Origin of the sequence: Pandoraea terrigena (assembly GCF_902459705.1) — a bacterium.
In the GTDB taxonomy this organism is placed as follows: Bacteria; Pseudomonadota; Gammaproteobacteria; order Burkholderiales; family Burkholderiaceae; genus Pandoraea; species Pandoraea terrigena.
Genome location: NZ_CABPRU010000006.1, coordinates 107,042 through 132,471, shown reverse-complemented (window position 1 = coordinate 132,471; position 25,430 = coordinate 107,042). Strand labels below are relative to the sequence as shown.

At 65.0% G+C, this 25,430-nt stretch carries 18 protein-coding genes; 5 read left to right on the top strand and 13 right to left on the bottom strand.

The window, feature by feature from the left end; genetic code table 11:
* Nucleotides 1-29: 29 nt before the first annotated feature.
* The 3 genes from PTE31013_RS14395 to PTE31013_RS14385 all read left to right on the top strand — a co-directional run bounded on the left by PTE31013_RS14395 (nucleotide 30) and on the right by PTE31013_RS14385 (nucleotide 5,094).
* Complete coding sequence (locus tag PTE31013_RS14395) at nucleotides 30-1,439, top strand: L-serine ammonia-lyase (RefSeq protein ID WP_150613479.1); 1,410 nt, start codon at nucleotides 30-32, stop codon at nucleotides 1,437-1,439.
* Between the two features lie 333 nt (nucleotides 1,440-1,772).
* Nucleotides 1,773-3,395 carry a hypothetical protein gene (locus PTE31013_RS14390; RefSeq protein ID WP_150613478.1) on the top strand — a complete coding sequence of 541 codons (1,623 nt, stop codon included), beginning with the start codon at nucleotides 1,773-1,775 and terminating at the stop codon, nucleotides 3,393-3,395.
* Between the two features lie 283 nt (nucleotides 3,396-3,678).
* Nucleotides 3,679-5,094, top strand: coding sequence for an alanine/glycine:cation symporter family protein (locus tag PTE31013_RS14385; protein WP_150613477.1), 1,416 nt, complete (start codon nucleotides 3,679-3,681; stop codon nucleotides 5,092-5,094).
* Nucleotides 5,095-5,247: 153 nt separating this feature from the next.
* On the opposite strand, the gene PTE31013_RS14380 is transcribed toward PTE31013_RS14385, so the two are convergent.
* From PTE31013_RS14380 to hemE, 7 genes are all read right to left on the bottom strand, one after another.
* Entirely contained in the window at nucleotides 5,248-6,390 is a 1,143-nt protein-coding gene (locus PTE31013_RS14380) for a branched-chain amino acid ABC transporter substrate-binding protein (RefSeq protein WP_150613476.1), read from the bottom strand.
* Nucleotides 6,391-6,598: 208 nt separating this feature from the next.
* Entirely contained in the window at nucleotides 6,599-8,143 is a 1,545-nt protein-coding gene (putP, locus tag PTE31013_RS14375; RefSeq protein WP_150613475.1) for a sodium/proline symporter PutP, read from the bottom strand.
* Nucleotides 8,144-8,569: 426 nt separating this feature from the next.
* Nucleotides 8,570-12,493 (bottom strand): trifunctional transcriptional regulator/proline dehydrogenase/L-glutamate gamma-semialdehyde dehydrogenase, encoded by a 3,924-nt coding sequence (gene putA / locus PTE31013_RS14370; protein WP_150613474.1) that lies wholly within the window; start codon nucleotides 12,491-12,493, stop codon nucleotides 8,570-8,572.
* Nucleotides 12,494-12,667: 174 nt separating this feature from the next.
* Nucleotides 12,668-13,006, bottom strand: a complete 339-nt coding sequence (gene sorB, locus PTE31013_RS14365) for a SorB family sulfite dehydrogenase c-type cytochrome subunit (protein ID WP_150613473.1) — start codon at nucleotides 13,004-13,006, stop codon at nucleotides 12,668-12,670.
* Nucleotides 13,007-13,020: 14 nt separating this feature from the next.
* Nucleotides 13,021-14,331, bottom strand: coding sequence for a SorA family sulfite dehydrogenase catalytic subunit (gene sorA / locus PTE31013_RS14360; RefSeq protein ID WP_246174571.1), 1,311 nt, complete (start codon nucleotides 14,329-14,331; stop codon nucleotides 13,021-13,023).
* 130 nt (nucleotides 14,332-14,461) lie between these two features.
* Nucleotides 14,462-16,978: a primosomal protein N' gene (locus PTE31013_RS14355; RefSeq protein WP_246174569.1), complete on the bottom strand. Its 2,517-nt coding sequence runs from the start codon at nucleotides 16,976-16,978 to the stop codon at nucleotides 14,462-14,464.
* Between the two features lie 394 nt (nucleotides 16,979-17,372).
* Nucleotides 17,373-18,443, bottom strand: coding sequence for a uroporphyrinogen decarboxylase (gene hemE / locus PTE31013_RS14350; protein WP_281351813.1), 1,071 nt, complete (start codon nucleotides 18,441-18,443; stop codon nucleotides 17,373-17,375).
* A 254-nt stretch (nucleotides 18,444-18,697) separates the two neighbouring features.
* On the opposite strand from hemE, the gene PTE31013_RS14345 reads away from it, so the two are divergent.
* Complete coding sequence (locus PTE31013_RS14345; protein ID WP_150613577.1) at nucleotides 18,698-19,510, top strand: transporter substrate-binding domain-containing protein; 813 nt, start codon at nucleotides 18,698-18,700, stop codon at nucleotides 19,508-19,510.
* A gap of 17 nt (nucleotides 19,511-19,527) precedes the next feature.
* On the opposite strand, the gene PTE31013_RS14340 is transcribed toward PTE31013_RS14345, so the two are convergent.
* From PTE31013_RS14340 to PTE31013_RS14325, 4 genes are all read right to left on the bottom strand, one after another.
* Complete coding sequence (locus PTE31013_RS14340) at nucleotides 19,528-20,466, bottom strand: alpha/beta hydrolase (RefSeq protein WP_150613470.1); 939 nt, start codon at nucleotides 20,464-20,466, stop codon at nucleotides 19,528-19,530.
* A gap of 36 nt (nucleotides 20,467-20,502) precedes the next feature.
* Entirely contained in the window at nucleotides 20,503-21,003 is a 501-nt protein-coding gene (locus PTE31013_RS14335) for a CoA-binding protein (protein ID WP_150613469.1), read from the bottom strand.
* A 699-nt stretch (nucleotides 21,004-21,702) separates the two neighbouring features.
* The gene (gene otnI / locus PTE31013_RS14330) at nucleotides 21,703-22,491 is read right to left on the bottom strand and encodes a 2-oxo-tetronate isomerase (RefSeq protein ID WP_150613468.1); all 789 of its coding nucleotides are present in this window, start codon (nucleotides 22,489-22,491) and stop codon (nucleotides 21,703-21,705) included.
* A gap of 57 nt (nucleotides 22,492-22,548) precedes the next feature.
* Nucleotides 22,549-23,055: an energy transducer TonB family protein gene (locus PTE31013_RS14325; protein WP_150613467.1), complete on the bottom strand. Its 507-nt coding sequence runs from the start codon at nucleotides 23,053-23,055 to the stop codon at nucleotides 22,549-22,551.
* 407 nt (nucleotides 23,056-23,462) lie between these two features.
* On the opposite strand from PTE31013_RS14325, the gene arsC reads away from it, so the two are divergent.
* Nucleotides 23,463-23,819 carry an arsenate reductase (glutaredoxin) gene (arsC, locus tag PTE31013_RS14320; RefSeq protein ID WP_150613466.1) on the top strand — a complete coding sequence of 119 codons (357 nt, stop codon included), beginning with the start codon at nucleotides 23,463-23,465 and terminating at the stop codon, nucleotides 23,817-23,819.
* A gap of 80 nt (nucleotides 23,820-23,899) precedes the next feature.
* Here arsC and PTE31013_RS14315 read toward each other — a convergent pair whose 3' ends face one another.
* Together PTE31013_RS14315 and PTE31013_RS14310 are read right to left on the bottom strand one after the other, a co-directional pair.
* Nucleotides 23,900-24,658, bottom strand: a complete 759-nt coding sequence (locus PTE31013_RS14315; protein WP_150613465.1) for a 3'-5' exonuclease family protein — start codon at nucleotides 24,656-24,658, stop codon at nucleotides 23,900-23,902.
* A complete protein-coding gene (locus tag PTE31013_RS14310) occupies nucleotides 24,655-25,311 on the bottom strand; it encodes an MBL fold metallo-hydrolase (protein ID WP_150613464.1) in 657 nt (218 codons plus the stop codon). The genes PTE31013_RS14315 and PTE31013_RS14310 overlap by 4 nt, the downstream gene beginning before the upstream one ends.
* Between the last annotated feature and the right edge of the window lie 119 nt (nucleotides 25,312-25,430).

Here is a 25,430-nt window from a genome sequence, read left to right as displayed (position 1 = left end):
GCTACGTTTCAGAACTTCAGGGAAGCCCCATGGCCGTTTCAGTTTTCGATTTGTTCAAGGTCGGTATCGGACCGTCGAGTTCGCATACCGTGGGGCCGATGCGCGCGGCGCTGATGTTCGTGCAAGGTCTGGAGCGCGACGGCCTGCTGCCGCAGGTGGCGACGTTGCGCGCCGAGCTGTATGGCTCGCTCGGCGCAACGGGCAAGGGCCACGGCACCGACAAGGGCGTGCTGCTCGGCTTCATGGGCGAGGCGCCCGACACGGTCGATCCGGCGACGATCGCGGGGCGTCTGGTCACGCTGCGCCGCGCGAAGGTGTTGTCGATTCTCGGCAAGCACGAGGTGCCGTTCGTCGAGAAGGAACACATGGTGTTCTACCGTCGCGAGGCGATGGCGGAGCATCCGAACGGCATGAAATTCCATGCGTTCGATGCCGAGGGCAACAAGCTGCGCGAAGGGCGTTATCTGTCGGTCGGGGGCGGCTTCGTCGTGACGGCCGGGGCGTCGAACACGCAGGTGCTCGCCGCGCACGATCAACTGCCGTATCCGTTTCGCACGGGCAAGGAACTGCTGGAGATGTGCCGCGCGAGCGGCAAGACCATCGCGCAACTGATGTGGGAGAACGAGAAGGTCTGGCACCACGGCGACGCGGAAACGGCGGAAGCGGATATTCGTCGCGGGTTGCTCAACATCTGGAACGTGATGCAGTCGTGCGTGGCGCGCGGTTGCGGCATCGGTAACGACGACGCCGACGGCGAACTGCCGGGGCCGCTGCACGTGCGACGTCGCGCACCGGAGTTGTATCGTCAGCTCACACAACGCGCCGAGCGTACGCTGTCCGATCCGCTGTCGGTGATGGACTGGGTGAATCTCTACGCGATTGCCGTCAATGAAGAGAACGCCGCGGGCGGACGCGTGGTGACCGCGCCGACGAATGGCGCGGCGGGCATCATTCCGTCGGTGCTGCATTACTACGACCGCTTTGTGCATGGGGCGAACGAGCAGGGCGTGATCGACTTCCTGCTCACCGCCGGGGCCATTGGCATTCTGTACAAGCTCAACGCGTCGATTTCCGGGGCCGAAGTCGGGTGCCAGGGCGAAGTCGGGGTGGCGTGTTCGATGGCAGCGGGTGCGCTTGCCGCAGTACAGGGCGGCACGGTCGAGCAGGTGGAGAACGCGGCCGAGATCGGCATGGAGCATAACCTTGGCCTGACGTGCGACCCGGTCGGCGGGCTGGTGCAGATTCCGTGCATCGAGCGCAACGCGATGGCGTCGGTGAAGGCGGTGAACGCGGCGCGTATGGCGCTGCGCGGCGACGGCGCGCACTACGTGTCGCTCGATTCCGTCATCAAGACGATGCGCGAGACCGGCGCCGACATGAAGACCAAGTACAAGGAAACGGCACGCGGCGGGTTGGCGGTGAATATCGTGGAGTGCTGACACTTCTCTAAACGGTGCAAAACCTGCGCCGTTTTTTGGGGGGAGCGGCTTTCGTATCCGCGCCCACCCGTGAAATTCATCGGGAATATCCCAAGCCTGCGGCGAGTGACATCCTTGACAACACCGCATTGGTAGGCATGAAGAAGGCAATGAGCCACGCGACTTTTCTATTCCTGGCCGGCCCTTCTGGATTCGCACCTTCTGCCGGAATTTAACGGAACAATCCCAAACACACTGCGAGTGACGTCGCAGACAATGCTCCATCTCAACGATCCCGCAATCGCTGACACGCGATGTCGTGCCTTTGCCGGACGATTCGAAAGGGGCATATCAATGCGAAGAAATCAGTCGGGGATCTTTCTCGTCTCCGCAGCGATCGCGATCGCCATCGTGGGGATGCTGATTACGTTTTGGGGCGTGAATCAGGTGCGGCAGATGCGGATCGAGCGGGCAGAGCGCGCCGGGCACGGGCTGAAGATCATTGGCAACGCGGCAGATACCATCGTCGCAAAGTACTACAAGGACATTGAATCGCTGCTGTCGACGCCAGGTAAAACTTTTGCGATCAAGGGCCATACGTTCACCCATGAGCCTGCTTCGTCGTCGTTCGATTATTCGTACATAGGTCGGCTGGACGCGGCGGCGCTGTTGGCGGTGTTGGATATTTCCGGGGTGGGAAGCAAGCCGCCGCATGGTCTGGGCGATTACGGTATCCGGATTTATCGGAAATGCGATCGCGAGAAGCCACCGAACTGCCAGATCAATTCGCTGACGTATCTCACTGAACCGGCAAAGCGCGCTTATTCGTCGGAGCCGGATTACGCTTTCGCCGCGATTGTCGCGAAGACGGTCGGTGTCTTCGGTGGGACATCCACGATGGATAAGCCGCAGGAATTCCGATTTGTCGACGAGAATATGAAGCCCATTCCCGATACTGTTCCGAATCCATTGGGAAAGCCGGGATTGGTCGCCATGCGGGGCGGTTACCTGACGCACAGTCTGGACGTCAATGTTCGACGCGACGGATCGCGCAACATTACGGGTGATCTGGACTTCGAGAACGGCAATTCGCATCAAAGCATCAAAGGGATCAAGAACATCGTCGGCGTGGGAAAGCTCAGCATGACGGAGCTTGAGATCGCGGGCCAGGCCACGATGAAAGGTCCACTGCATCTGAGTGACAAAGGCAAGAACCGGCAGGACATCGTCGGGGCGCGAAATATCGAAGGCGACGGCATGCTGACGATGAACGGCCTCGAGGTGCAGGGCGCAACGGTGAAGGGTGACGCGACCATTCTCGGCAGCCTGGACGCGAAACGCGGGGCCACCGTCGGCGGTACGCTGAAAATGCAACGCCACAATATCGAGAGCGCGGGGCGGGTGACTGCAGAGAGTCTTCAATCCGACTCGGGCGTCATCCGGCTGGATCGATCCAACCGGCAAAATGCGTCGTGCCAGGCTGGCGAAATTGGGAGAGACCACGACGGCAAAATGCTCTCCTGCCAGAACTCTGGTGGCAGTTGGACGTGGCAACTCGCTCGTACCACCGAGTACGTCACCAGGATCGTGCACAAAGAGGTCGAGCGAATCGTCGAGAAGGACAGGCCTATCGTCATGGCGACTTGGGATTACTACTACAACAGGTGCAACGATTATCGAATGTCGGGCGGATGGAAGACGGGATACTACGGAAAAATAGAGGGCGCGCTTTTTTGCAGCATTATCGCGAAAGGATGGTGTGACAAGAGTGCGTTCGGTTCAAACGAAAGGGCGACCGTCTATAACGCGGACAACAACGGGCGGCAAGTGACAACTGGCGGCACGCCATACGTCTTTTTTGGCAACACCTACGGCGTTATTGCATGCGGGTTTTCCTCGGAACGTGATGCCAGGGCAGTTGGGTTCACCGTTTGCGATAGCCGGACCAATAATTGCGGTATGGCAAAGGACTTGTGAGCGCGAAAGTCACCGCGGCTTCGTACCCACTTTCGTGCCCGCTTTCGTGACTGTCACGCAACCGACACAAGCGCTCGTTAACCTACTTCTCGATGTCTCCTTGCCTTGTCTTTGAGCCGCGCGGCGTTTGCCGGGCGGCTTTTTTCTTGTCGCGCTGTTGCGTATAGGAATTGGCGGAAAGATTTGCCGGTTTCTGTCGCGCAGGGTCAAACCTTGAGATTCTTTGTCGCTTGCCCCCTGGCATCTCGGGGCCAACAAGTGGTTGCGACAGGAGACACGTGACATGGAGCGCTGGCTCAAGCCGTTGGTCGATACCCTCGGCGGGGTGCTTTCGGGATACCCCCTGGTGATCACCCTGTTGGGTGCGGGTCTTTACTTCACCGTCCGATTCGGCGGAATTCAGGTTCGCGCGCTCTGGCACAGCCTCTGTTTGCTGCGCACCTCCGGGAGCACCTCCGGCATCTCACCCTTTCAAGCGTTTGCCACTGGGCTGGCGAGCCGCGTGGGCACCGGCAATATCGCGGGTGTCGCCGTCGCGCTCACCGTCGGCGGGCCCGGCGCCATCTTCTGGATGTGGATGACGGCGCTGCTCGGCATGGCGTCTGCCTTCGTCGAATCCACGCTGGCGCAGATTTTCAAGGTGCCGCACCACGACAGCACCTTTCGCGGCGGGCCGGCGTACTACATCCAGATCGGCCTTGGGTCGCGCAAATTCGGTGTCCTGTTTGCGCTGGCGCTACTCTTCACCTTCGGGTTCGCGCTCAACTCCGTGCAGTCGCACTCGATTGCCGAGGCGCTCGAAGCGTCGTTCGGCTGGGAGCGGATATGGATCGGCGTGGCGTTGGTGCTGATGACGGCGCCGATCATCTACGGCGGCGTGCGACGTGTCGCCCGCTTCGCGCAATGGATCGTGCCGGTCATGGCGCTCGCTTACGTCGGGCTGGCCATCTACGTTTGTATCGTCAATCTGGATCAGATCCCCGGCATGATCTCAATGATCCTGCGTCACGCATTCGGGCTTGAACCGGCCGCCGGCGGCATCGCCGGTTATGCCGTCAGCCAGGCCGTCATGATGGGCGTGAAGCGCGGTCTCTTCTCCAACGAGGCCGGCATGGGCAGCGCGCCCAACGCCGCCGCCGTGGCCACGACCCGGCATCCGGTACAACAAGGCCTGATGCAGATGCTTGGCGTGTTCTTCGACACTGTCGTCGTGTGTTCGGCCACGGCATTCATGATCCTGCTCTCGGGCGAGTTCATGCCGGGCGCGGCCCCCGAAGGCGCCGTGCTCACCCAGCGCGCGCTGGCCGCTCATGTGGGCAACTGGGCGGTGATCTTCACCGGTATCACCGTGTTCTTCCTCGCTTATTCGAGCGTGCTCGGCAATTACGCGTATGCGGAAGTGAACATGGATTACCTGACGCAGCGTCCATGGCTGCTTCATGTGTTCCGCGCGCTGGTGCTGCTGGCCGTGATGCTCGGTTCGGTCGCCAGCCTGCCGCTGGTGTGGAGCTTCGCGGATGTCGGTACCGCGTTGATGGCATTCATCAACCTGGTCGCCATCGGCATGTTGATGAAGTACGCGTTGGTCGCGTGGCGCGATTATCAGGCACAACGCAAGGCCGGCGTCGCAGAGCCCGTGTTCACCCGCGAGGTGTTGCCGCCGGAAATGCGCGAGCGTTTGCCGAAGGATGTCTGGTGACATACGAACCGCAATGGCGTGACGCCGTATTGCCATGCGGATAGCGCGCGGACATACGACAGACGGCATATGACATATGACATAAAACACAAGGGCCGGCGAGTCATCCTCACCGGCCCTTGTCGTTGCCGCTATCGGCCCATCGTCAGACGCTTACTTGCCGCCGACGGTCTCCAGCACGGTCCACTTGCCGTTGACCACCTTGTACAGCGTGATCGACCCGTACTTCAGATCACCCACCTTGTCGTAGGCCAGCTCACGCGTGGTGACGCCCGGCATGCTCGTCTTCGCAAGCATCGGCAGGTACTTTGCCGGGTCGGTCGAGTTGGCCTTCTTCATGGCTGACATCATGGCCATGGCACCGTCGTACGCGTACGGCGAGTACGTTTCCGGAGCGCTGCCGAACTTGGCCTTGTAGCGCGACTCGTACGCGGCACCGCCGGGCATCTTGTCGAGCGGCAGGCCGGCGAGCGAGACGACCGAGCCGTTGGCCGCATCGCCAGCGATCTTCAGGAACGCGTCCGACTTGACCATTTCACCGGCCATCAGCGTGCTCTTCATGCCCAGTTCGCGCAATTGCTTGGCGAGCGGGCCGGCTTGTGCGTCGGCGCCGCCGTAGAAGATCATGTCCGGATTGGCGCGCTTGAGGTTGGTCAGCACGGCACGGAAGTCCACGGCCTTGTCGCTGGCGAACTCGCGGCGCACGATCTTGCCGCCAGCGGCCTTCGCCGCCTTCTCGAACTCGTCGGCCAGACCCTGGCCGTAGGCGGTGCGGTCGTCAACGATGGCGATGTTCTTGAACCCCAGCTTCTTGACGGCAAACGTGCCGACGACCGACCCCTGCTGGATGTCGGAGGTCATCATGCGGAACGTCGTCTTGAAGCCCTGCTTGGTATATTCCGGCGCCGTCGCCATGGCGATTTCCGGAATTCCGGCCTGCGCATAGATGCGCGAAGCGGGGATCGTCGTGCCGGAGTTGAAGTGGCCGAGCATGCCCTTGATGCCCGAGTCGACCAGCTTCTGCGCAACCAGCGAGCCCTGACGCGGGTCGGCCTGGTCATCTTCCGACTGCAACACGAACTTCACCGGCTTGCCTTCAATGGTCGGCTTCGTGGCGTTGTACTCGTCGATGGCGAGCTGGATGCCGTTCTGCATGTCTTTGCCGTAGTGCGCCTGGGCACCCGTGAGCGGCGCGGCAAAGCCCAGCTTCACTTCCTGCGCCTGTTGCGCGTTGGCCGTACCGAACGCGAGCAGTCCCGCGACGGCGACTGCGCTGAGCGTAAGCTTCGATTGCATCAACTCTCTCCTTGCATGTGTATGTCGTTGAGTGGCCTGCCTGCGGGATCGCCGCGGCACGCCTTTCTTGGATCGCCGTCTGCACAAGGCTGGTCGGCCCAGGACGGCTTCAATCGCAATCAAACGCAATATGCGTCCGACGCGGCAGTATTGGATGGCTGCGCGCGTCGGTCAAGAGGGAGAAGTTCCGATGGAAGGTGCTACCGGATTATGGGGAGGGTTGCGCCGCCGGGGTGCCGGTGCTACCCGAATCACCCGTCGCGCCTTGCCGGATCTCGCGCAATGCCGCTTCGGCGCTTTCGTAACGGGCGAGCACCTCCGCGCTCGGCGCGCGGTCAAAGCGACTCACGACGATGAGCGCCAGGCCGCCCAACACAAAGCCTGGCAGGATTTCGTACAGGTCGAACCAACCGAATTGCTTCCAGATCAGCACCGTGGCCGCCCCAACGACAATGCCCGCGAGCGCCCCGTTACGCGTGACGCGCGGCCACAGCAGGGTGGCGAGCACCAGCGGACCGAAGGCCGCCCCGAAACCCGCCCAGGCGTAGCTCACCATGCCGAGCACGCGGCTCTGCGGATCGAGGGCCAGCAACACGGCGATGACCGCCACGGTCAACACCATCGCCCGGCCGATCCACACCAGGCGGCCCTGGCTGACCGGCCCGCGTGCAAAGGTCTTGTACAGGTCTTCCGTCAGCGCGCTGGCGCACACGAGCAACTGGCACGACAACGTACTCATCACGGCGGCCAGAATTGCCGCCAGCAGCACGCCCGTGAGCCAGGGGGTGAAGAGCTGGGTCGTCAGCGCAATGAAGATGGTTTCCGGGTTCGCCGCCACGCCTGCGCCGAGATCCGGCCGCGCGCTGTAGAACGCCAGTCCGAAGAAGCCCACGGCGACCGCGCCGACCAGGCACAGCACCATCCAGGTCATGCAGATGCGGCGTGCCTGCGGAATCGCCGCCGCCGAGCGTGTGGCCATGAATCGCACGAGGATGTGCGGCTGGCCGAAATAGCCGAGGCCCCAGGCAAGCATCGAGATGACGCCGATGGGCGCGAGATCGCCGAACCAATCGGTGTGGGCGGGGTGCACGGCAGTCACCGCGTCCACGGCCGCCGCGGGGCTGCCGTCGAGCGCAATCACGGCGATTGGGGTCACGACCAGCGCGGCGAACATCAGCGACGCCTGCACCGTATCGGTCCAGCTCACGGCCAGAAAGCCGCCGATGAAGACGTAGGCGATGGTCGCCACGGCCCCGATCCACAACGCCGTGCGGTATTCCAGGCCGAACATTGTCTCGAACAGCCGGGCACCCGCCACGACCCCCGACGCGCAATAGATCGTGAAGAAGATGAGAATCACGAGCGCCGTGACGATGCGCAGCACGTGGCTGCGGTCACCGAAGCGCTGCGTGAGGTATTCGGGCAGGGTCAGTGCGTTGCCGCACACCTCCGTATGGACCCGCAGGCGCGCGGCCACGAGATGCCAGTTGGCCCATGCGCCGATGGCCAGGCCGACGGCGATCCAGACCCCCGACAGGCCACCTACGTAGATCGCCCCCGGCAGGCCGAGCAACAGCCAGCCGCTCATGTCGGAGGCCCCGGCGGAGAGCGCGGTGACGAAGCTGCCGAGGCGACGTCCGCCGAGAATGTAGTCGGAAAGATTGTGAGTGGCGCGATAGCCGAGCCACCCGATCACCAGCATCAATAGCAGATAGACGGTGAATGACACCGCAGTGGGATTCCAAAGGGACATGTAGCCTCCTTGAGCGTCGCTGTCACGCGCGTCGGGCGCCTCTGTCGGCATGACGAAAGAGGCCGCGACGCGGGACGACGACCGCGATGGCCAGCGATACGTGTCGCTGGCACGGGTTGACCGCGCAGTGGCGGTGAGACGCGTCATATGTCGGGGGCGGGCGCGAAGATACCGCGAATGCGCGCAACGTGCGGGATTACGGGATGTGCGGCGGGGCGCTATAAGCGGCGGGCTGCGTGGGGAGGTGAGGCAGGGAGATGGCCGGCGGTTAACGCATCGTGGCCGCCCGCGCCCCGAAATGCAGGACGTTGGCGGCCGCTGGGGACAACGCGATCAGGACAACGGTGCGTCCGGGCGTCGACACGGGCCGTCAGATTTCGGACGAATCCGATCGGATTCGTCGCGAGACCTGACGGTTTGTGGCGATCAACCGATGGTCATGAGGTTGGCATTGCCACCTGCGGCAGCCGTGTTGACCGACACCGAGCGTTCGCACAGCAGTCGCTCCAGTGCGTAGTCGTCACCGGCGGCCAGCGCCTCGGGCGCGAGGCCCTGCATCGACAGGATCGGACCGTTGCGGGTTGCGATGCGACGGTTCAGGGCGCGCAGCTCGTCGCTGTCGCCTTCGAACAGCACTGCGGCGAGCGATGGCTCGCCGGCGGCATCCGCCCCGGCCGCCAGCACCGATGCGCGGTCCTTGAGGGCAGCCGGCAAGGCGCTTACCAGTTCGCGCGCGGCGGCGCTGTCCGTGAAAACGGCTAGGTTGCCCGTCGCCAGCACGGCGGCCAGTTGCGTGCGCGCACCGAGCGGCGTGGCCGCCACGCACAGCACTGGGCCGCGCGGCTCCAGGCCGTAGGTGTTGCGCTCACCGGTCGGTCCCGGCAGCACCGCAGTGGCGTCGAGGGCCGAGGTGGCCAGATAACGGTCGACGCGATCGATCGCGGCGGCGCTGTCGGCCACGTTGCCCTGCGTCCGCAGCCAGTCGCGGAAATTCACCAGCGGCGAGAGCGCGGCTTCGTTGCGGCTGAGCTCCGGGGCCAGCGCGGCAGGACGCGTCGCCAGCAGACGCGGCAGATACATCGGACCACCTGCTTTCGGACCCGTCCCAGACAATCCTTCGCCCCCAAACGGTTGCACGCCGACCACGGCGCCAATCACGTTGCGGTTCACGTAGACGTTGCCGACATGGGCGCGCTCCGTCACGTAGGCAATGGTTTCGTCGATACGCGTGTGCACGCCGAACGTCAGGCCGTAGCCGGTGCCGTTGATCTGGTCGAGCAGCTTGTCGATGTGTGCGCGCTTGAAGCGGATCACGTGCAGCACCGGGCCGAAGACTTCGCGTTGCAGCGCCTTCAGATCGGTCAGTTCGATCAGCGTCGGCGGCACGAACGTGCCGTGGCGGGCGGTGTCCGGCAGCGGCAGTTGTTCGACCGGGAAGCCCTTGGCGCGCATCTGTTCGATGTGACGGTTGATGCCGTTCTGGGCGTCGGCGTCGATCACCGGGCCGACGTCAATGGACAGGCGGTCCGGGTTGCCGATGGCCAGTTCCTGCATCGCGCCCTTGAGCATGTGCAGGGTCTTGTCGGCAATGTCGTCCTGCAGGCACAGCACGCGCAGCGCCGAGCAGCGCTGACCGGCCGAATCAAAGGCCGACGCGAGCACGTCGTACACCACCTGTTCGGGCAGCGCCGATGAGTCGACGATCATCGCGTTCTGACCGCCGGTCTCGGCGATCAGCGGAATCGGGCGGCCATTGGCGTCGAGGCGTTCGGCCAGCGTGCGCGCGATGATGCGTGCCACTTCCGTCGAGCCGGTGAACATGACGGCCTTGGTGCGGGCGTCGGCCACGAGCGCGGCACCCACCGTTTCGCCCGTGCCCGGCAGCAGTTGCAGTGCCCCGGACGGCACGCCGGCGGCCTGCATCAGGCGAACCGCTTCGGCGGCGATGAGCGGCGTCTGCTCGGCCGGCTTGGCGATGACCGGGTTACCCGCCGCCAGCGCGGCGGCGACCTGGCCGACGAAGATCGCGAGCGGGAAGTTCCAAGGGCTGATACACAGCACCGGGCCCAGCGGGCGGTGCGAGTCGTTGGAGAAGCCCTGGCGGATCTGCGCGGCGTAGTAGCGCAGGAAGTCGACGGCCTCACGGACTTCGGCAACGGCGTTGGGCAGCGACTTGCCGGCTTCGCGCACACACAGGCCCATGAGCGTGGGCATGTGGGCTTCGAGCAGGTCGGCCGAGCGCATCAGGCAATCGGCACGTTCCTCGACCGGCGTCGCTTGCCAGATCGGGGCGGCGGCCACGGCGTGGGCGAGCGCGGCGTCCACGTCGGCCGAGGTGGCCTCGATGACCTGACCGACCGTATCGCGCAGGTCGGCGGGGTTGCGCACGGCACGCGGCGTGCCCGTGGTGCGTTCGCCGTCGGCCAGCATCGGGGCGGCGCGCCACGGCGTGCCCGCGCTGGCAAGCAACGCCGACGACAGCGACGCGAGACGGTGCTCGTTCGACAGGTCGAAGCCCGACGAGTTGGCGCGAGCCACGCCGTACAGGTCGCGTGGCAGTGCAATCTTGGCGTGCGGGGCGCCGAGCGGTTGCACCTTCTCGGCTTCCGAGATCGGATCGGCGATCAGTTCGTCGACGCTGACGGTCTCATCCGCAATCCGGTTCACGAACGACGTGTTCGCGCCGTTCTCGAGCAGACGGCGCACGAGGTAGGCCAGCAGCGTTTCGTGCGTGCCGACCGGCGCGTACACGCGGCAGGGACGCGCGAGCTTGCCTGATGCGATGGGGCCGACGACCTCTTCGTAAAGCGGCTCGCCCATGCCATGCAGGCACTGGAATTCATACTGGCCGGGATAGTAGTTGTTGCCCGCGAGGTGATAGATCGCCGAGAGCGTGTAGGCGTTGTGCGTGGCGAACTGCGGGTAGATGGCGTCCGGCACGGCGAGCAGCTTCTTCGCGCAGGCGAGGTACGACACGTCTGTGTAGATCTTGCGGGTGTAGACCGGATAGCCCTCGAGGCCGTCGACCTGCGCGCGCTTGATTTCCGTATCCCAGTAAGCACCCTTGACCAGGCGGACCATGATGCGGTGACGGCTGCGGCGGGCCAGATCGATGATGAAGTCGATCACGAACGGGCAACGCTTCTGATACGCCTGCACGACGAAGCCGATGCCATTCCAGCCGGCCAGTTCGGGGTCGAAGCACAGCGCTTCGAGCAGGTCGAGCGAGATTTCGAGGCGATCGGCTTCTTCGGCGTCGATATTCAGGCCGATGTCATACGAGCGCGCCAGCTTGGCGAGCGCCTGCACGCGCGGCAGCAGTTCCGTGACCGTGCGCTCGTGCTGGCTGCGCGAATAGCGCGGGTGCAGGGCCGAGAGCTTGATCGAGATGCCTGGGCCTTCGTAGATGCCGCGGCCCGCCGACGCCTTGCCGATCGCCTGGATGGCTTGCTCGTAGCTCGCGTAATAGCGCTGTGCGTCTTCTTCGGTCGTCGCGGCTTCGCCGAGCATGTCGTACGAATAGCGGAAGCCCTGGGCTTCGTACTTGCGGCTGTTGGCGAGCGCTTCGGAGATGGTTTCGCCCGTGACGAACTGCTCGCCCATCAGGCGCATGGCCATGTCCACGCCCTTGCGGATGAGCGGCTCGCCGCCGCGGCCGATCAGGCGCGTGAGGGCCTTGGTGAGGCCGGCCTCGCTGGTGGTGGTGACGAGCTTGCCGGTGATCATCAGGCCCCAGGTGGCGGCGTTGACGAACATCGACGGCGAATTGCCCATGTGGGCGTGCCAGTCGCCCTTGCTGATCTTGTCGCGGATGAGCGCGTCGCGCGTGGCCTTGTCAGGAATGCGCAGCAGGGCTTCGGCCAGGCACATCAGCGCCACGCCTTCCTGGCTGGACAACGAGAATTCGTGGATCAGGCCTTCGACACCGCCGCCGGTGCTCTTGCCGCGCAGGGCGACGACGAGCTTGCGGGCGAGCGCGGAAGCCGACGTGGCCGTGGCCGGGGCCAGCTTGGCCTGGCCGACGAGCACGGGCACGCATTCCGGCTCGGGGCGGCGATAGGCCGCCGTGATCGCCGCACGCAGCACCGACTGCGGTTGCACGTTCTGGGCGAATTCGAGGAACGGGTGCGGCACGGTGTCGTCGCCCGCGTGGCCGTCGATCACCTCGGTGCCCGATTGGCTCGCGCCGCTCAACTCGGGCGGCAGCGCGCCGCTCTCGATGCGCTCCAGATAGGCGAAGATGGCCTGTTTGATCAGCCAGTGCGGGGTGCGCTCGATTTGCTGGGCGGCGCTTTTGAGCCGGGCGCGCAGTACGTCGTCGACCTTGACGCCGAGAGTGGTGTTAGCCATGGAAGGGTTACCTGATGACGCGAAAACGTGACACCCATAGCGGGTGAATTGCGGCATCGTAACCGGGTTTCAGAGGAGGTGCAACCGAAGTCGATATTAGGGTTGCACCTAGGTGTGGCGGCGGGACGCCAAACGCCAGGTCGTGCCCCGGCCCACAGGCCGGGGCGGGGGGCGTTATTTCTGGTCGGTGCCGTACGTTTTTCCCAAATACTCCGAAATCAGCTTGACCTGATCTTCCGGGATGGGGGCGCCATACACTTTCACCATCTTCGTGACTTCCGCGCTCCAAAAGGCGGCCGACATGGGCGGCTGGGTGTTGACGTAGTCGAGCGAGTGGCACATGACGCACCAGGAGTTGGCCGATTGATAACCGGCCAGCGTCGAGGCTTTCAACTGCGACGTCGCTTGCGGCAGCTTGATCTCCAGCGCATGCACCGGGGCCGCGAGGGCGCCGCACAGACCTAACAGACCGGACAGCAGGGCCGCCCGGCAAGCAATCTTCGAAACGTTCATGATCGTCCCCCGTCTCAAGCCGCGACCACACGCACGGTTTCCACCCCGTTGCGCAGATAGCCGGCCGGATTCCACAGCGATTGCAGCGGTTGCGACACCCCTGCACGATTCGTCGCCCGCACCTGGAGCGCGTACTCGCCGGGTCGCGGAGGCGTGAACGACGCCGTCCATTCGCGGAACGAGTACTTCGACAGTTCGTGGCCAAGGTGGGCCGCCTGCCAGGTCTGGCCGCCATCGGCCGAGAACTGCACGTCGCGAATGCCTTCGCCGCCGTCGAACGCGATGCCGCGCACGCGTAGCGCCTTGCCCGCCGCCACGTGCTGGCCATCGGCCAGACTCGTGACGAACGAGCGCACGGTGAAGCGTTCGATCGGCTTCGTTTTTTCAGGCGCCTTGCCCGGCGTGACGCAATTGCAGTCGTTATCGGGAATGCGATACGCCGTCGCCATCCAGAAGCCATCGAACACCTTGTCGATGACGTTGATGTCCGCCAGATGCTTCACCCAGTACGTGCCGTAGTAGCCCGGCACGACCAGGCGCACCGGAAAGCCGTTGAGCATCGGCAAATCCTTGCCGTTCATGGCGAACGCGATCATCACTTCGCCATCCATCGCGTGATCGAGGTCGAGCGCCTTCACGAATTCGGGCGTCGTGGGGATGACCGGCCGGTCGAGACCTTCAAACGTCACTTGCTTCGCACTGGCCGACACGCCCGCGCGTTCGAGAATCCGCTTGAGCGGAATGCCGCGCCAGCGCGCGTTGCCCATGGCGCCATTGGCGAGCTGCCCGCCCGCGACACGCGGTTCGAAAAAGCCACGGCTGTTGCCCGAGCACTGATGCACGGCCACGAGTTCCACCGGCGCACCGTAATCCTTCTTGAGCGACGCGAGCGAGATGTCGAGCGGTTTGGCAACGCTGCCGCGCACGTGAATCCGATGCTTTGCCGGATCGACGTCGGTCGGAATGCCCGCCAGGTGATAGCGCACGAAGAACGCGTCGTTCGGCGTGATGAGTCCGTCATTGAAGACCGCGAACGGCGTTTCCAGTTGCGGGGGGCGCGCCGTCAAGCGGATCAGCGGCCGCTTCTGCGGATACGCGATGAGTTCGCGTTCTCCATTCGCAAACGGCAGCGTCACCATCTGCGGTGCGGTGGTGGCGGCGAGTACGTCGAGCGCCCGCCCCGCAAGGCTGGCACCGACGCCCAGCGCACCCGCGCGTCGCAGGAAGCGGCGCCGCGAAGCCTCGGCCAGGGGGGATTCGGTGGGGAGGGACGGTGTGGCGGGGTGTGGCGCCGTAGGCGCGGCGCTCCGGTCGTGCGATTTCATCGGGATGTCTCCTGTAGGACTTCTTATCGTGCAGATGACGTGAACCGTTCGACGTGCGGTGCTCGACTGCTGTCAGCATCGTCGGAGATTCGGGCGATGTTGTCAAATTTCCGGAACGTTATATACCGATTTATATTTCGAGAGGATCGACTTCGAGATGCCAGCGCACGGGGGCCTTGAGGGCGCGCAGCTCGCCCATCCAGTGGGTGAGGAAGCGTTGCAGCGCGCCGCGATGCGGACTTTCGACGACGAGTTGGGCGCGCTCGGTACCCGCGATCCGCACCATCGTCATTGGCACCGGATCCCACAGGGCAATGCGCGTGTCGTGCAGCGCGGGCGTGGCAGCGATCTCGCGGGCCTGTTTGAGGAACGTCATGGCGTCATCCAGCCGCCGGGCTTCGGCGCGCAGCAGCGCCTGATGCGTAAACGGCGGCAGCAAGGCGACACGCCGCTCCTCCAGTTGTTGCGCCGCGAAGCCCGCGTAGTCATGACGCATGAGCGATGCGAACAACGGGTGCGACGCGTAGCGTGTCTGGATCAGCACGTCGCCGGGGCCATCGGCACGGGCCGCACGCCCGGCGCGACCGGCCACCTGCATCAACTGCGCGAAGAGACGCTCGGCTGCCCGGAAGTCGTGCGAGAACAGGGCGCTGTCGGCGTTGACCACGCCCACGAGCGTGACGTTGCGGAAGTCGTGGCCCTTGGCGACCATCTGCGTGCCGATCAGGATGTCGACTTCGCCCGCATGTACCTGGGCAAACAACGCCTGCGCGCTGCCTTTGCGGCGCGTGCTGTCGGCGTCGATACGCGCGAGCCGCGCCTCGGGGAACTGTTCGGCCAGTGCCTCCTCGATGCGCTGCGTGCCGCGCCCCAGCGGCGCGAGATCGAGATTGCCGCAATCGGGGCAGGCGTGCGGAATGCGGGACTCGGCGCCGCAGTGATGGCAGCGCAGCCGCCGCTCGGGCTTGTGCAGCACCATGTGGGCGCTGCAACGGCGACAGTCGCTGATCCAGCCGCAAGCATCGCAGTTGAGCACCGGGGCGTAACCACGGCGGTTCAGGAACAGCAGGCTTTGCTCGCCCGCTTCGAGCCGGGCGCGAATGGCGGCAAGCAGCGATTGCGACAATCCCTCGTGCACCGTGCGCTGACGCTTGTGTTCGATGTCCATGTCGATGAGCGAGACGCGTGGCAGCACGGCATCGGGCGTGGCGCGTTCGGGCATCGCGAGACGCACGTAGCGGCCCTGCTCGGCGCGTCGCCAGCTATCGAGCGATGGCGTCGCCGAGCCGAGGACGACAGGGATGCGTAACCGGTTCGCACGCCAGATCGCGAGGTCGCGCGCCGAGTAACGCAGTCCTTCCTGTTGCTTGTAGGACGGGTCGTGCTCTTCGTCGACGACGATAAGGCGCAGATGCGGCAGCGACGCCATGACCGCGAGCCGGGTGCCGAGCACGATGCGCGCTTCACCGCGATGGGCCGCCAGCCAGTGCCGGGCGCGCTCGCCTTCGGCCAGTCCGCTATGCAGCGTGACGAGCGCTTCTTCAGGGAATCGCGCGCGGAACACGCCTTCGAGTTGCGGCGTCAGATTGATTTCCGGTACGAGCACGAGGACCTGGGCGTCGCGCTCGCGAAGGGCCTCGGCCACCGCGCGCAGATAGACCTCGGTCTTGCCGCTGCCGGTCACGCCGTAGAGCAGGAACGGGGGGCAGGGGGGGAGGTCATCTGCGGCGCCCGTGCGGGCCGCGTCGTTCTCGCCGGTCGACGTTGCGGCGTCGAGGCATCGGGCGCCCGCGGCTTCGAGGGCGTCGTGAATGGCCGCGACGGCGTCAGCCTGCCCGGCGGTCAACGTCCTGGCGGCGCGCGGGGCGTCGGAGGGGGCGACATCGCGGTGGGCCGACGTATCGGCGAGCGCGGAATCGGTGGAATCGTCGGCTTCGGCGGACTCGGTGGCGCTCGATTCGTCATCCTCACTGTCAGCCTCGTCGGCATGACGCACCGCTTCGTGGAACGGCACAGTGTCGACGACGACCCAGCCGGCGGCCGCCCACTGTTTGAGCACGTCGGCGGCCTTCGCGCACAGGGTTCGCACCTCGTCCGCATCGAGTGTGCCGGCTTGCGCCAGGCCTTCGGCCAGGCGGCGCTGCGCGCGCAAGCGGGCGGGGACGTTCTCCAGAAGTGCGGCAAGGGCACCGTCGGCCAGCCGGTAACGTTGCACGCCGCGCTGGGCGAGCAGTCGAGGCCAGCGCATCGGGGTGCGCAAATGCGCGGGGACGCCGGGCAGGGCGACCTCGCCAACCCCGCGCTGGTAGTAACGCGAGGCGAATTGCATCAGGTCGCGCCAGTCGTCGCCGAGCGGCGGTAATTCATGCCAGACGGCCGTGACGTCGCGCAGCTTGCCCGGGTCGACTTCGCTGCGGTGCGTCAATTCCCAGACGACGCCCACCACCTGTCGGCGTCCGAACGGCACCTGCACCAGTTGCCCCGGGCTCGCGGCTTGGTCGAGCCGATAGTCGAACAGCGTGAGCAGCGGCGTATCAAGCGCCACGCGGGCGATAGCGGGGGCACCGATGCGTGGCATGGCGACCGGGGACAGAGCATCCTCAGTCGATGCAAGAGACGGTTCGGAAAGATCGTCGGCGCGGGTCAAACTTAAAGTGAATCCTGAGAAGTGTCGGTAAACCCCGGATTTGAGTCGGGTTTCCGGTGGGCCGGGAGTGCTTGTGGATAACTATGTTGAGAACTGTGGGGATTATCTCTCGTCAGCCCCACCAGACGGCCCTCGCGCGGTGCTGCGTCTCGACTTTGCTCGAATCAAAAATGCTTTTTGATCAATGACTTATGAACAACGCTCAAGGGGCTTTCCCTTGGTCTCTCACTTGCGGCGGCGCAGCGAGAATTTGTGTATAAGTCTTCGGGACAACTCCGTAAATTGGAGGGGTTACTCGACAGGTTGACACTTGACATTCTGTGCTTGGAACGGCGGTTGGATTTGCGGGGCAAATGGCCTCGCGATCCGCACCGCCACTTGTGCGCGTTGGCGACTACGCCGTCTGGCGCAGCTTGCGGCTGTAGCCGTGAACTTCGTCGACGAGCGCCGCCACGTGGTCCGGTTGCGTGAACTGCGAAATACCGTGCCCCAGGTTGAAAACGTGGCCTGGTGCGTTGCCATAAGCGTCGAGTAGACGGCGGGCCTCGGTACGTATGGCCTCGGGCGATGCAAAGAGGGCGGTGGGATCGAAATTGCCTTGCAGCGCACAACGGTCGCCGACACGGCGGCGCGCGGCTGCGAGATCGACGGTCCAGTCGAGTCCGATGGCGTCGGGCCCGGTGTCGGCAATGGCTTCGAGCCACTGACCGCCGCCCTTGGTGAAGACGATATGTGGAATCCGCGCACCGTTCCATTCGCGGTGCACGCCCGCGAGCGCCTTTTGCATGAACGCGAGCGAGAACTGTTGGTACAGACCGTCGGCCAGCGCCCCGCCCCAGGTGTCGAACACCATGATGGCTTGCGCGCCCGCTTCGATCTGGGCGTTCAGGTAGGCCGCGACGGCGCGCGCGTTGGTCTCGAGGATGTGCGTCATCAGGTCGGGACGCTCATACATCATCGTCTTGACGGTACGGAAGTCCGCCGACCCAGCCCCTTCGACCATGTAGCACGCGAGCGTCCACGGGCTGCCGGAGAAGCCGATGAGCGGCACACGCCCGTTCAGCGCGCGGCGGATCTCGGCAACGGCGTCGAAGACGTAACGCAGGCTGTCGAGGTCCGGCGCCTGCAGGCGGTGCACGTCGTCTTCGGTGCGCAGCGGGTGGGCGAAACGTGGCCCTTCACCCGCCTCGAACGACAGGCCGAGGCCCATGGCGTCGGGAATGGTGAGGATGTCCGAGAACAGGATGGCGGCATCGAGCGGGAAGCGCTCGAGCGGCTGCAGCGTGACCTCGGTGGCGTAGGCGGGGTTCTTGGCGAGCGCCAGGAAGCTGCCGGCCTTCGCGCGCGTGGCATTGTATTCGGGCAGGTACCGGCCCGCCTGGCGCATCAGCCAGATCGGCGTGTACTCGGTCGGCTGGCGCAGCAGGGCGCGCAGGAAAGTATCGTTTTGCAGAGCTTGGGACACGTCGCGGCGGTGGGTTGGAGGGTTGGGGCAAGCGGCCATTTTACTCGCGTATCCTCGGCCTGGACGCACGGCGGGCTGTTATGCCGCACATCAGTCACTGGCGGCGAGTCGGCGTGGCGCGCACGGCACACTGCCGTCATACCGATTGGCGTTGGCCCGGAGTGTCTTTACTATTAAGCCCCACGCGCTGCATCAGACAGTACGGGAGCGCAGTGCGCCACTACGTCAAACCTCAGGAGACAAGCATGAAAGTCATGTTGACGGCCGCCCGCGCGGCCCTCATGGCGGGGGCGGCGCTTGCCGTTTCCGCAGCCTACGCGCAATCGGCCGCCGTCGTGAGTCCTTCCGCGCCCCCCGCCATTCACTCCCGACTGGACGACATCATCAAATCGGGCGCGCTGCGCGCCTGCGCGACGGGCGACTACAAGCCTTACTCGTTTCGGCGTCCCGACGGTCAGTTCGAGGGCATTGACGTGGATCTGGTCGCGTCGCTGGCGAAGTCGCTGGGCGTGAAGCCCGTGATCGTCCCGACCACCTGGAAAGGGCTGATGGACGATTTCACCGCCGGCAAGTGCGATATCGCGGTCGGTGGCGTGTCCGTCACGCTCGATCGCGCGGCGCGCGCCTACTACAGCAGTGTGGTCATGGTCGACGGCAAGTCGCCGATCGTGCGCTGTGCCGACGTGGCGAAGTACCAGACGCTTGCCGATCTGAACCGGCCCAGCACGCGTGCCATCGCCAACCCGGGCGGCACGAACGAACGGTTTGCCCGCCAGTACCTGCCGAACGCCACACTCACGATCTACCCGGACAACGTCACGATCTTCAAGCAAATCGTCGACGGCAAAGCCGACGTGATGGTCACCGACGCCTCAGAAACTCTGCTGCAGCACAAGCTGAATCCGACACTGTGCCCGGTCAACCCCGACAAGCCGCTGCAGTTCGGCGAGAAGGCCTACCTGCTGCCGCGTGGCGACGACATCTTCAAGCAATACGTCGACCAGTGGCTGAACCTCGCGCAGAAGACCGGGGAATATCAGAAGGTCGTCGACAAGTGGCTGAAGTGACGGCCTGGGTCCCGGTGTTATCCAAGCCAGTCGCGCAGGCGCTGTGCCGCGTCGTGCATGACCAGCCGCGCCTGCGGGACGAACGGTTGTAGCCTCGCGAAACTGTGTGTCAGGCCGGGCGCCTCGATGATCTCCGCCCGGCCCCCCCAACTCGCCACGAACTGTGCGTACGATACCGCTTCGTCGTGCAACGGATCGTATTCGGCCGCGATGACCAATGCGTGCGGCAAGGCATGGCGCGGCGCCTGCGCGGTCAGATTGACTCGCACGTCGTCGGACGACGGTTCCACGTCGCCCAGGAATGTCTGCCAGTACCAGCGCATCTCGTCGCGCGTCAGGCCGACACCGTCCGCCAGGCGCTCGTAACTGGGGGTGTCGAAGCGGTACTGCACGACCGGATAGATCAACAATTGCGCACCAACGATCCCGGGATGCCGATCGTTGAACCACGCCGCCGCCTGCGCCGCCAGGTGGCCCCCGGCACTGTCGCCCGCCACGGCCAGGCGGTCGACCCGCACGCCCAGTTGCGCGCGCTGCTCCGCCGCCCATGCCAAGGCGTCACGCGCGTCGTCGACGGGTGCCGGGAACGGATGCTCGGGCGCCAACCGGTAATCGACGCTCAACACCGCCACGTCGCCGTCCTGCGCCAGGAAGGCGGCCATCGTTCCATGCGTGTCGACGTCTCCCACGACCCAGCCGCCCCCATGGAAGAACACGACGAGCGGCACTTCGCGGCCCATCGGGCGATATAGCCGCGCTCGCAGGGTGCGGCCGGGCAGCGGAATGTCGATAGTCTCGCTGCGCACGCCGGCCGGCAACGGGCGCAGGGCCTCGCCGGCGATGGTGGCGAACCGGGTGCGCACGTCCTGCGCGCTCGGCGTGCCGTCGTCGGCACTAACGGGGTACTTGCGCGCCATTTGGTCGTAGTAGGCGAGTAGATCGGCGTCGATGGTCATATCAGCAGGCGATTGGCAGAGTCGGAAGTCGGCGGTTCAGCGTTTCGGAAGGGGCGCTCTCAGCGGCGGTGCGTCGACGCTGGCGCGGGGATGGCCCCCTTGCATCTGCCAGCGCTGGTGCTCGATCTTGACGCAACGGTCCATCACGACGTCCAGCCCTGCCGCCAGCGCGACGGCCGCGGCGTCGTCGTTTTCAATGCCCAACTGCATCCACAGGCTGTTGGCCCCAATGGCGACGGCCTCGTCCGCAATGGGCGGAATATCGCCGCTGCGACGGAAGCAGTCCACCATCTGGATCCGCAGGCCCTCGGTGCGCAAGGCGTCGGCCGCCTCGGTCAGGCTCGCGTAGACGGGCTCGCCCAGGATCGTCGCGCCGGCGTCGGCCGCCTCCGGGTTGATCGGCACGATCCGGTACCCGTGCTGCTGCATGTAACGCGATGTGGTGTGGCTCGGCCGGTCCGGCCGCGGCGACAGGCCCACCACCCCGATCACGCGGTCGCGTGCCAGTATCTGCCCCAAACGTTCCATGGTGTCCATGCGAATGCGGCCCGACAGGGCCGGTGCTGTCGTTGACGGAATCATTGTGCTCGTGGTGCTGCCGATCCGCGGCGATGGTGCGCCCGCGGATCGCGCACGCCCACTTTGCTGCCACGCACAAGGAATGAACTTAGCACATTGACGCACCGAACGTGAAACGCGTTCGCGGCACACTGACGCGATGGGTTGGCGCGCGAGCGTCGCCGTCATGGATGCTTTGGCGGACAAGTTACTCAGGATCACGAACCAAATTGTGCTTCGGCCGACGCGCCTGAAAGGCACGCCAGGAAAGGCGCGAAGGTCATCCGGGAAAGCGCGTCGACGGCGCAGGTGTTACAACCTGAAACACTTTGTTACCCCTCCCCCCAGACGTTTCCACCAAAATGCTTCTCAACGCTGACGTGCTTATCCCCCGGTAACACGGCAGCGCGACTGTATCGGTGGAATGCGTCCCCCGGCGCGATCTGCAAGGTAGTTCGATGCAGTGCTCTGAATCTGGTCTCCTCGCGCTAACCCCGTAGCGTGTGGTTTTGGCGGGTCCGCGTGTCCCGCCATTTTTTTCCCCTCCACAGACCTACATCTTTCCTACGCCTTTGGTCGTCATCCCGAAGACTGGTTCGCCCTCCGATTCACTTTTCGGAAATCGATTCACCCGTGCGTAAATGAATATCCGCATTGCCGGTGTCGCGATTCGGCGCCTTATCGGGTGGCCCTGAGCCACGGTTTGAGCCAGCCGAGCCCCTCGCGCGTTGCGCCCTGCGGACGATACTCACACCCCACCCATCCGGCATAACCCAGTTCGTCGAGCAGACGGAACAGGAACGGATAGTTGACTTCGCCGGTGTCGGGTTCGTGACGCGCGGGGACGCCAGCGACCTGCACATGCCCGATATTGGCAATGTGCTGACGCAATTTGACGGCCAGGTCGCCCTCGACGATCTGGCAGTGATAGATGTCGAACTGCACCTTGAGATGGCTGGCGCCAACCTCGTGGCGAATGGCCTGGGCCTGATCCTGGCGCGTGAGGAAATAGCGGGGGAAGTCGCGCGGATTGATCGGTTCGATCAGGATCGTGATGCCATGCGCGGCAGCCTGTGCGGCCGCATAGGCGAGATTGTCGAGATAGACGGCCCGGCAGCGCTCGAGCGATGCCGAGGCGTCGGGGCATCCCGCCATCACATGAAGTTGGCGACAGCCCAGCGTATCGGCATAGTCGAGCGCGCGTTCGAGGCCGTCCCGAAACTGCGCCTCGCGTCCCGGTAGCGCAGCCAGCCCGCGCTCGCCGCTGGCCCAGTCGCCGGCGGGTGTATTGAACAGCACCTGCGTGAGCCCCGCGTCGTCCAGACGCGCCCGCACCGCTTGCGCCGGATGATCATACGGGAACAGGCACTCCACGCCTCGGAAACCATCGCTCGCGGCTTCGCGGAAACGGTCCAGGAACGGCACTTCCTGATAAAGCAGGGTCAGGTTCGCAGCAAATCGCGGCATGCGCATCTCCGTCGCCCGACACGCGCCGGGCAGGGTGGATCGATGCCCGTCACGATATCACTGCCCGTCGATCTGAGGTGCCGCCACGCTGCGCAACTGGAAGCGCCCATCGTCGTTGAAGAGCCAGGTTTCGACGGCGCGCACGCGTCCGCTGCTGTCGACCAGCGCCCGGCTCGGCATCGGTAACGGACTGGCCCGTCGCAAGCTAGTGACGGCGATGCGTTCCGCCTCATGGTCGCCATTGCTGCGATAGAGCGCCACTCTCGTGACGTTACCGCCGCGGTCGACCCAATATTCGAGCGATACCACTGAGCGCAACATCGGCTGGGGATTGCCAGGGGTGATCTCGCGGGCGTTGACTGCGGTCACGCGTTGCGCCGCTGCGATCTTGTACTGATCGAGCGCTGTGAGTGGCACCTGGGCCGGCGTCAGGTTGAGAACGAGTGGCTTCTTGGGCTCGAAATCCGGATTGGCGCAGCCCCATACGGCCAGGGCGCATGCGATGACGGAGACGCTTGTGGCGGCCTTCGCCGCCCGCCGCCACTGATAAGGTTGCGTATCCATACGTCGTTTCCCCCAACATCCGCGACACTTCTCTTCCTTTTCACCTACCGGAGGGAGCGGTTTCACGGATCGCGAACGGGTACGTCCGAAGCGATTCCCGTTGCGATGCGGTGTGGCAGTGCGGCCCGCTGGTGCGACGCGCAACCCTCCTTGCCTATGTTAGGTGGCGCATGCGCGATGCGCAGCGCGGTAAACACGTAGAGGGCTTCGCGGCGGCCTACCCATTGCCGGATGCGCGGCGTCAGGCCGGTAAATCGGGGGAATCGGCGGGGGGAGCGCCGCGGGAGATGACGGGGAGGAGGTGCGTCAGTGGCGGCATGCGGCGATACGATGCATACTCGCGGCGCGCGTGCGAAGCGTGAACGACGACGTCGCGCCGGACGCATTTTCAACGTATTGGAGCGACCATGATTACCGTGTATCACAACCCGCGCTGCTCGAAGTCGCGCGAAGCGCTGGCCCTGGTGGAGGGGGCGCCGGCAGTGGGCGGCAGCGATCTGCAGATCATCGAATACCTGAAGACGCCGCCGACGCTGGCCGACCTCAAGCGCTTGCACAAGCTGCTGGGCGTGCCCGTGCGCGAGATGATCCGGAGCAACGAAAGCGAGTACGCCGAGCTGGGATTGGCCGACACGGCGATGACCGACGACGCCCTGCTCGCTGCGGTGGCGGCGCATCCGAAGCTGTTGCAGCGCCCCATCGTGGTCAACGGCGACAGGGCCGTGATTGCGCGTCCGCCGGCGTTGGCGAACGACGTGCTGTAGTCGGCAGGGGGGGGCGCCGCACTTCGCATCGGACCGTTCCCGCCAGGCTGTAATGGCGTCGCGCTGCCCCTGGCCTTCGCTCAGCCGTGGGCCGCGCTGTCCTTGCCGGGGCCGGTATCTGGCGATTCGGCCGCCGCTGCTGCGGCAGCCGCTTGCGCCGCGGCCGATCCGAACACCGGGGCGTCGGCGTTCGCCGTGAGTCCGGCGCCGCGCCAGCCGGGAAGTTCAGTCAGCGTCTTCTGCTGCTCGCGCAGCTCGGCGAGCATGTTGCAGAAGAGCGCGCCTTGTTCGAGCGCGTCGTCTAGCGCCACGTGCGTATGGGGCAGCGGGTCGAGCCAGACTTGCGGCAGACGCGGCTTGATGCACTTGCGATAGGGCATGCCGGTCATGGCGTACGCGAGCGTCTTGATGTCGAGGGCCGACCATGAGAACGGACAACGGCCGACGAAACGCATCATGTACCAGAACATGAACGTGAAATCGAACCCCGCCGGATAGGCAACGAACACCGGCTTGCCCGGCAACTTCTCCACCCACTTCACATACGCCTTGAGTGCCTTCGCCGGATCTTCCGGGTCGACGCGGCAGGCGGCCCATGCGTCCGGCTCGGTTTTCCACCACTTCATCGTCAGTGGGTGCCCCTTCGCGTCGGGCAGGCATTCGAGGTTGGCGCTGAACGTGCCGATCAGCTCCTTGTCGGCCGTGTAGGCCGCCGAGGCGAAACTCAGCATCGAATGCGGGCCGGGAATCGGGCCGTCGGCCTCGACATCGGTACTGACGAAAATTTCCTCGTCGGCGGGAATGATGCGCGAGGGGATACGCGAGACGGCCTCACTCATACGGCGCTCCGGGCGAGCACGGCGTCGGCCACGTACGGGTTGGTCTGACGTTCCTGACCGAATGTTGAGACAGGGCCGTGCCCGGGAATGAAGGTCACGTCGTTGCCGAGCGGCCAGAGTTTGTCGCGGATCGACGCGATCAGGTCGGCATGGTTGCCGCGCGGAAAATCGGTGCGGCCGATCGAGCCGGCGAAGAGAACGTCGCCCACGCTGGCCAGACGCTCGTCCGCCGAGAAGAACACGACATGCCCCGGCGTATGCCCCGGGCAATGCAGCACATCGAGGGCGACTTCGCCGAACGTGACCGTGTCGCCGTCGCCGAGCCAGCGGTCCGGCGTGAAGGCTTGCGGCTCGGGAAAACCGAAGCGCGCGCTCTGCGTCTGGAGCTGGTCGATCCAGAAGGCGTCGTCCGGATGCGGGCCTTCGATCGGCACGCCGTACTTCTCGGCCAGCGCGCCTGCGCCGCCGCAGTGGTCCAGATGACCGTGCGTCAGGAAGATTTTCTCGAGCGTCACGCCCTGGCGTTCGATCTCGCCCGCGATCCGGTCGATGTCGCCGCCGGGGTCGACCACGGCGGCGCGCTTCGTCGCATCGCAAACGAGCAGGGTGCAGTTTTGCTGGAAAGGCGTGACAGGAATCAGAGTGACGTTCATGGGATATCGGGGACACAGTTTCCGCTATTGTAATTCGGGCTGGCCGACGCTCGCCGGGCGCGTCGCAGCCGACGGCCCGCTCGACCACCGCACGCCAGGCAGGCCCGGACGCTCGAACG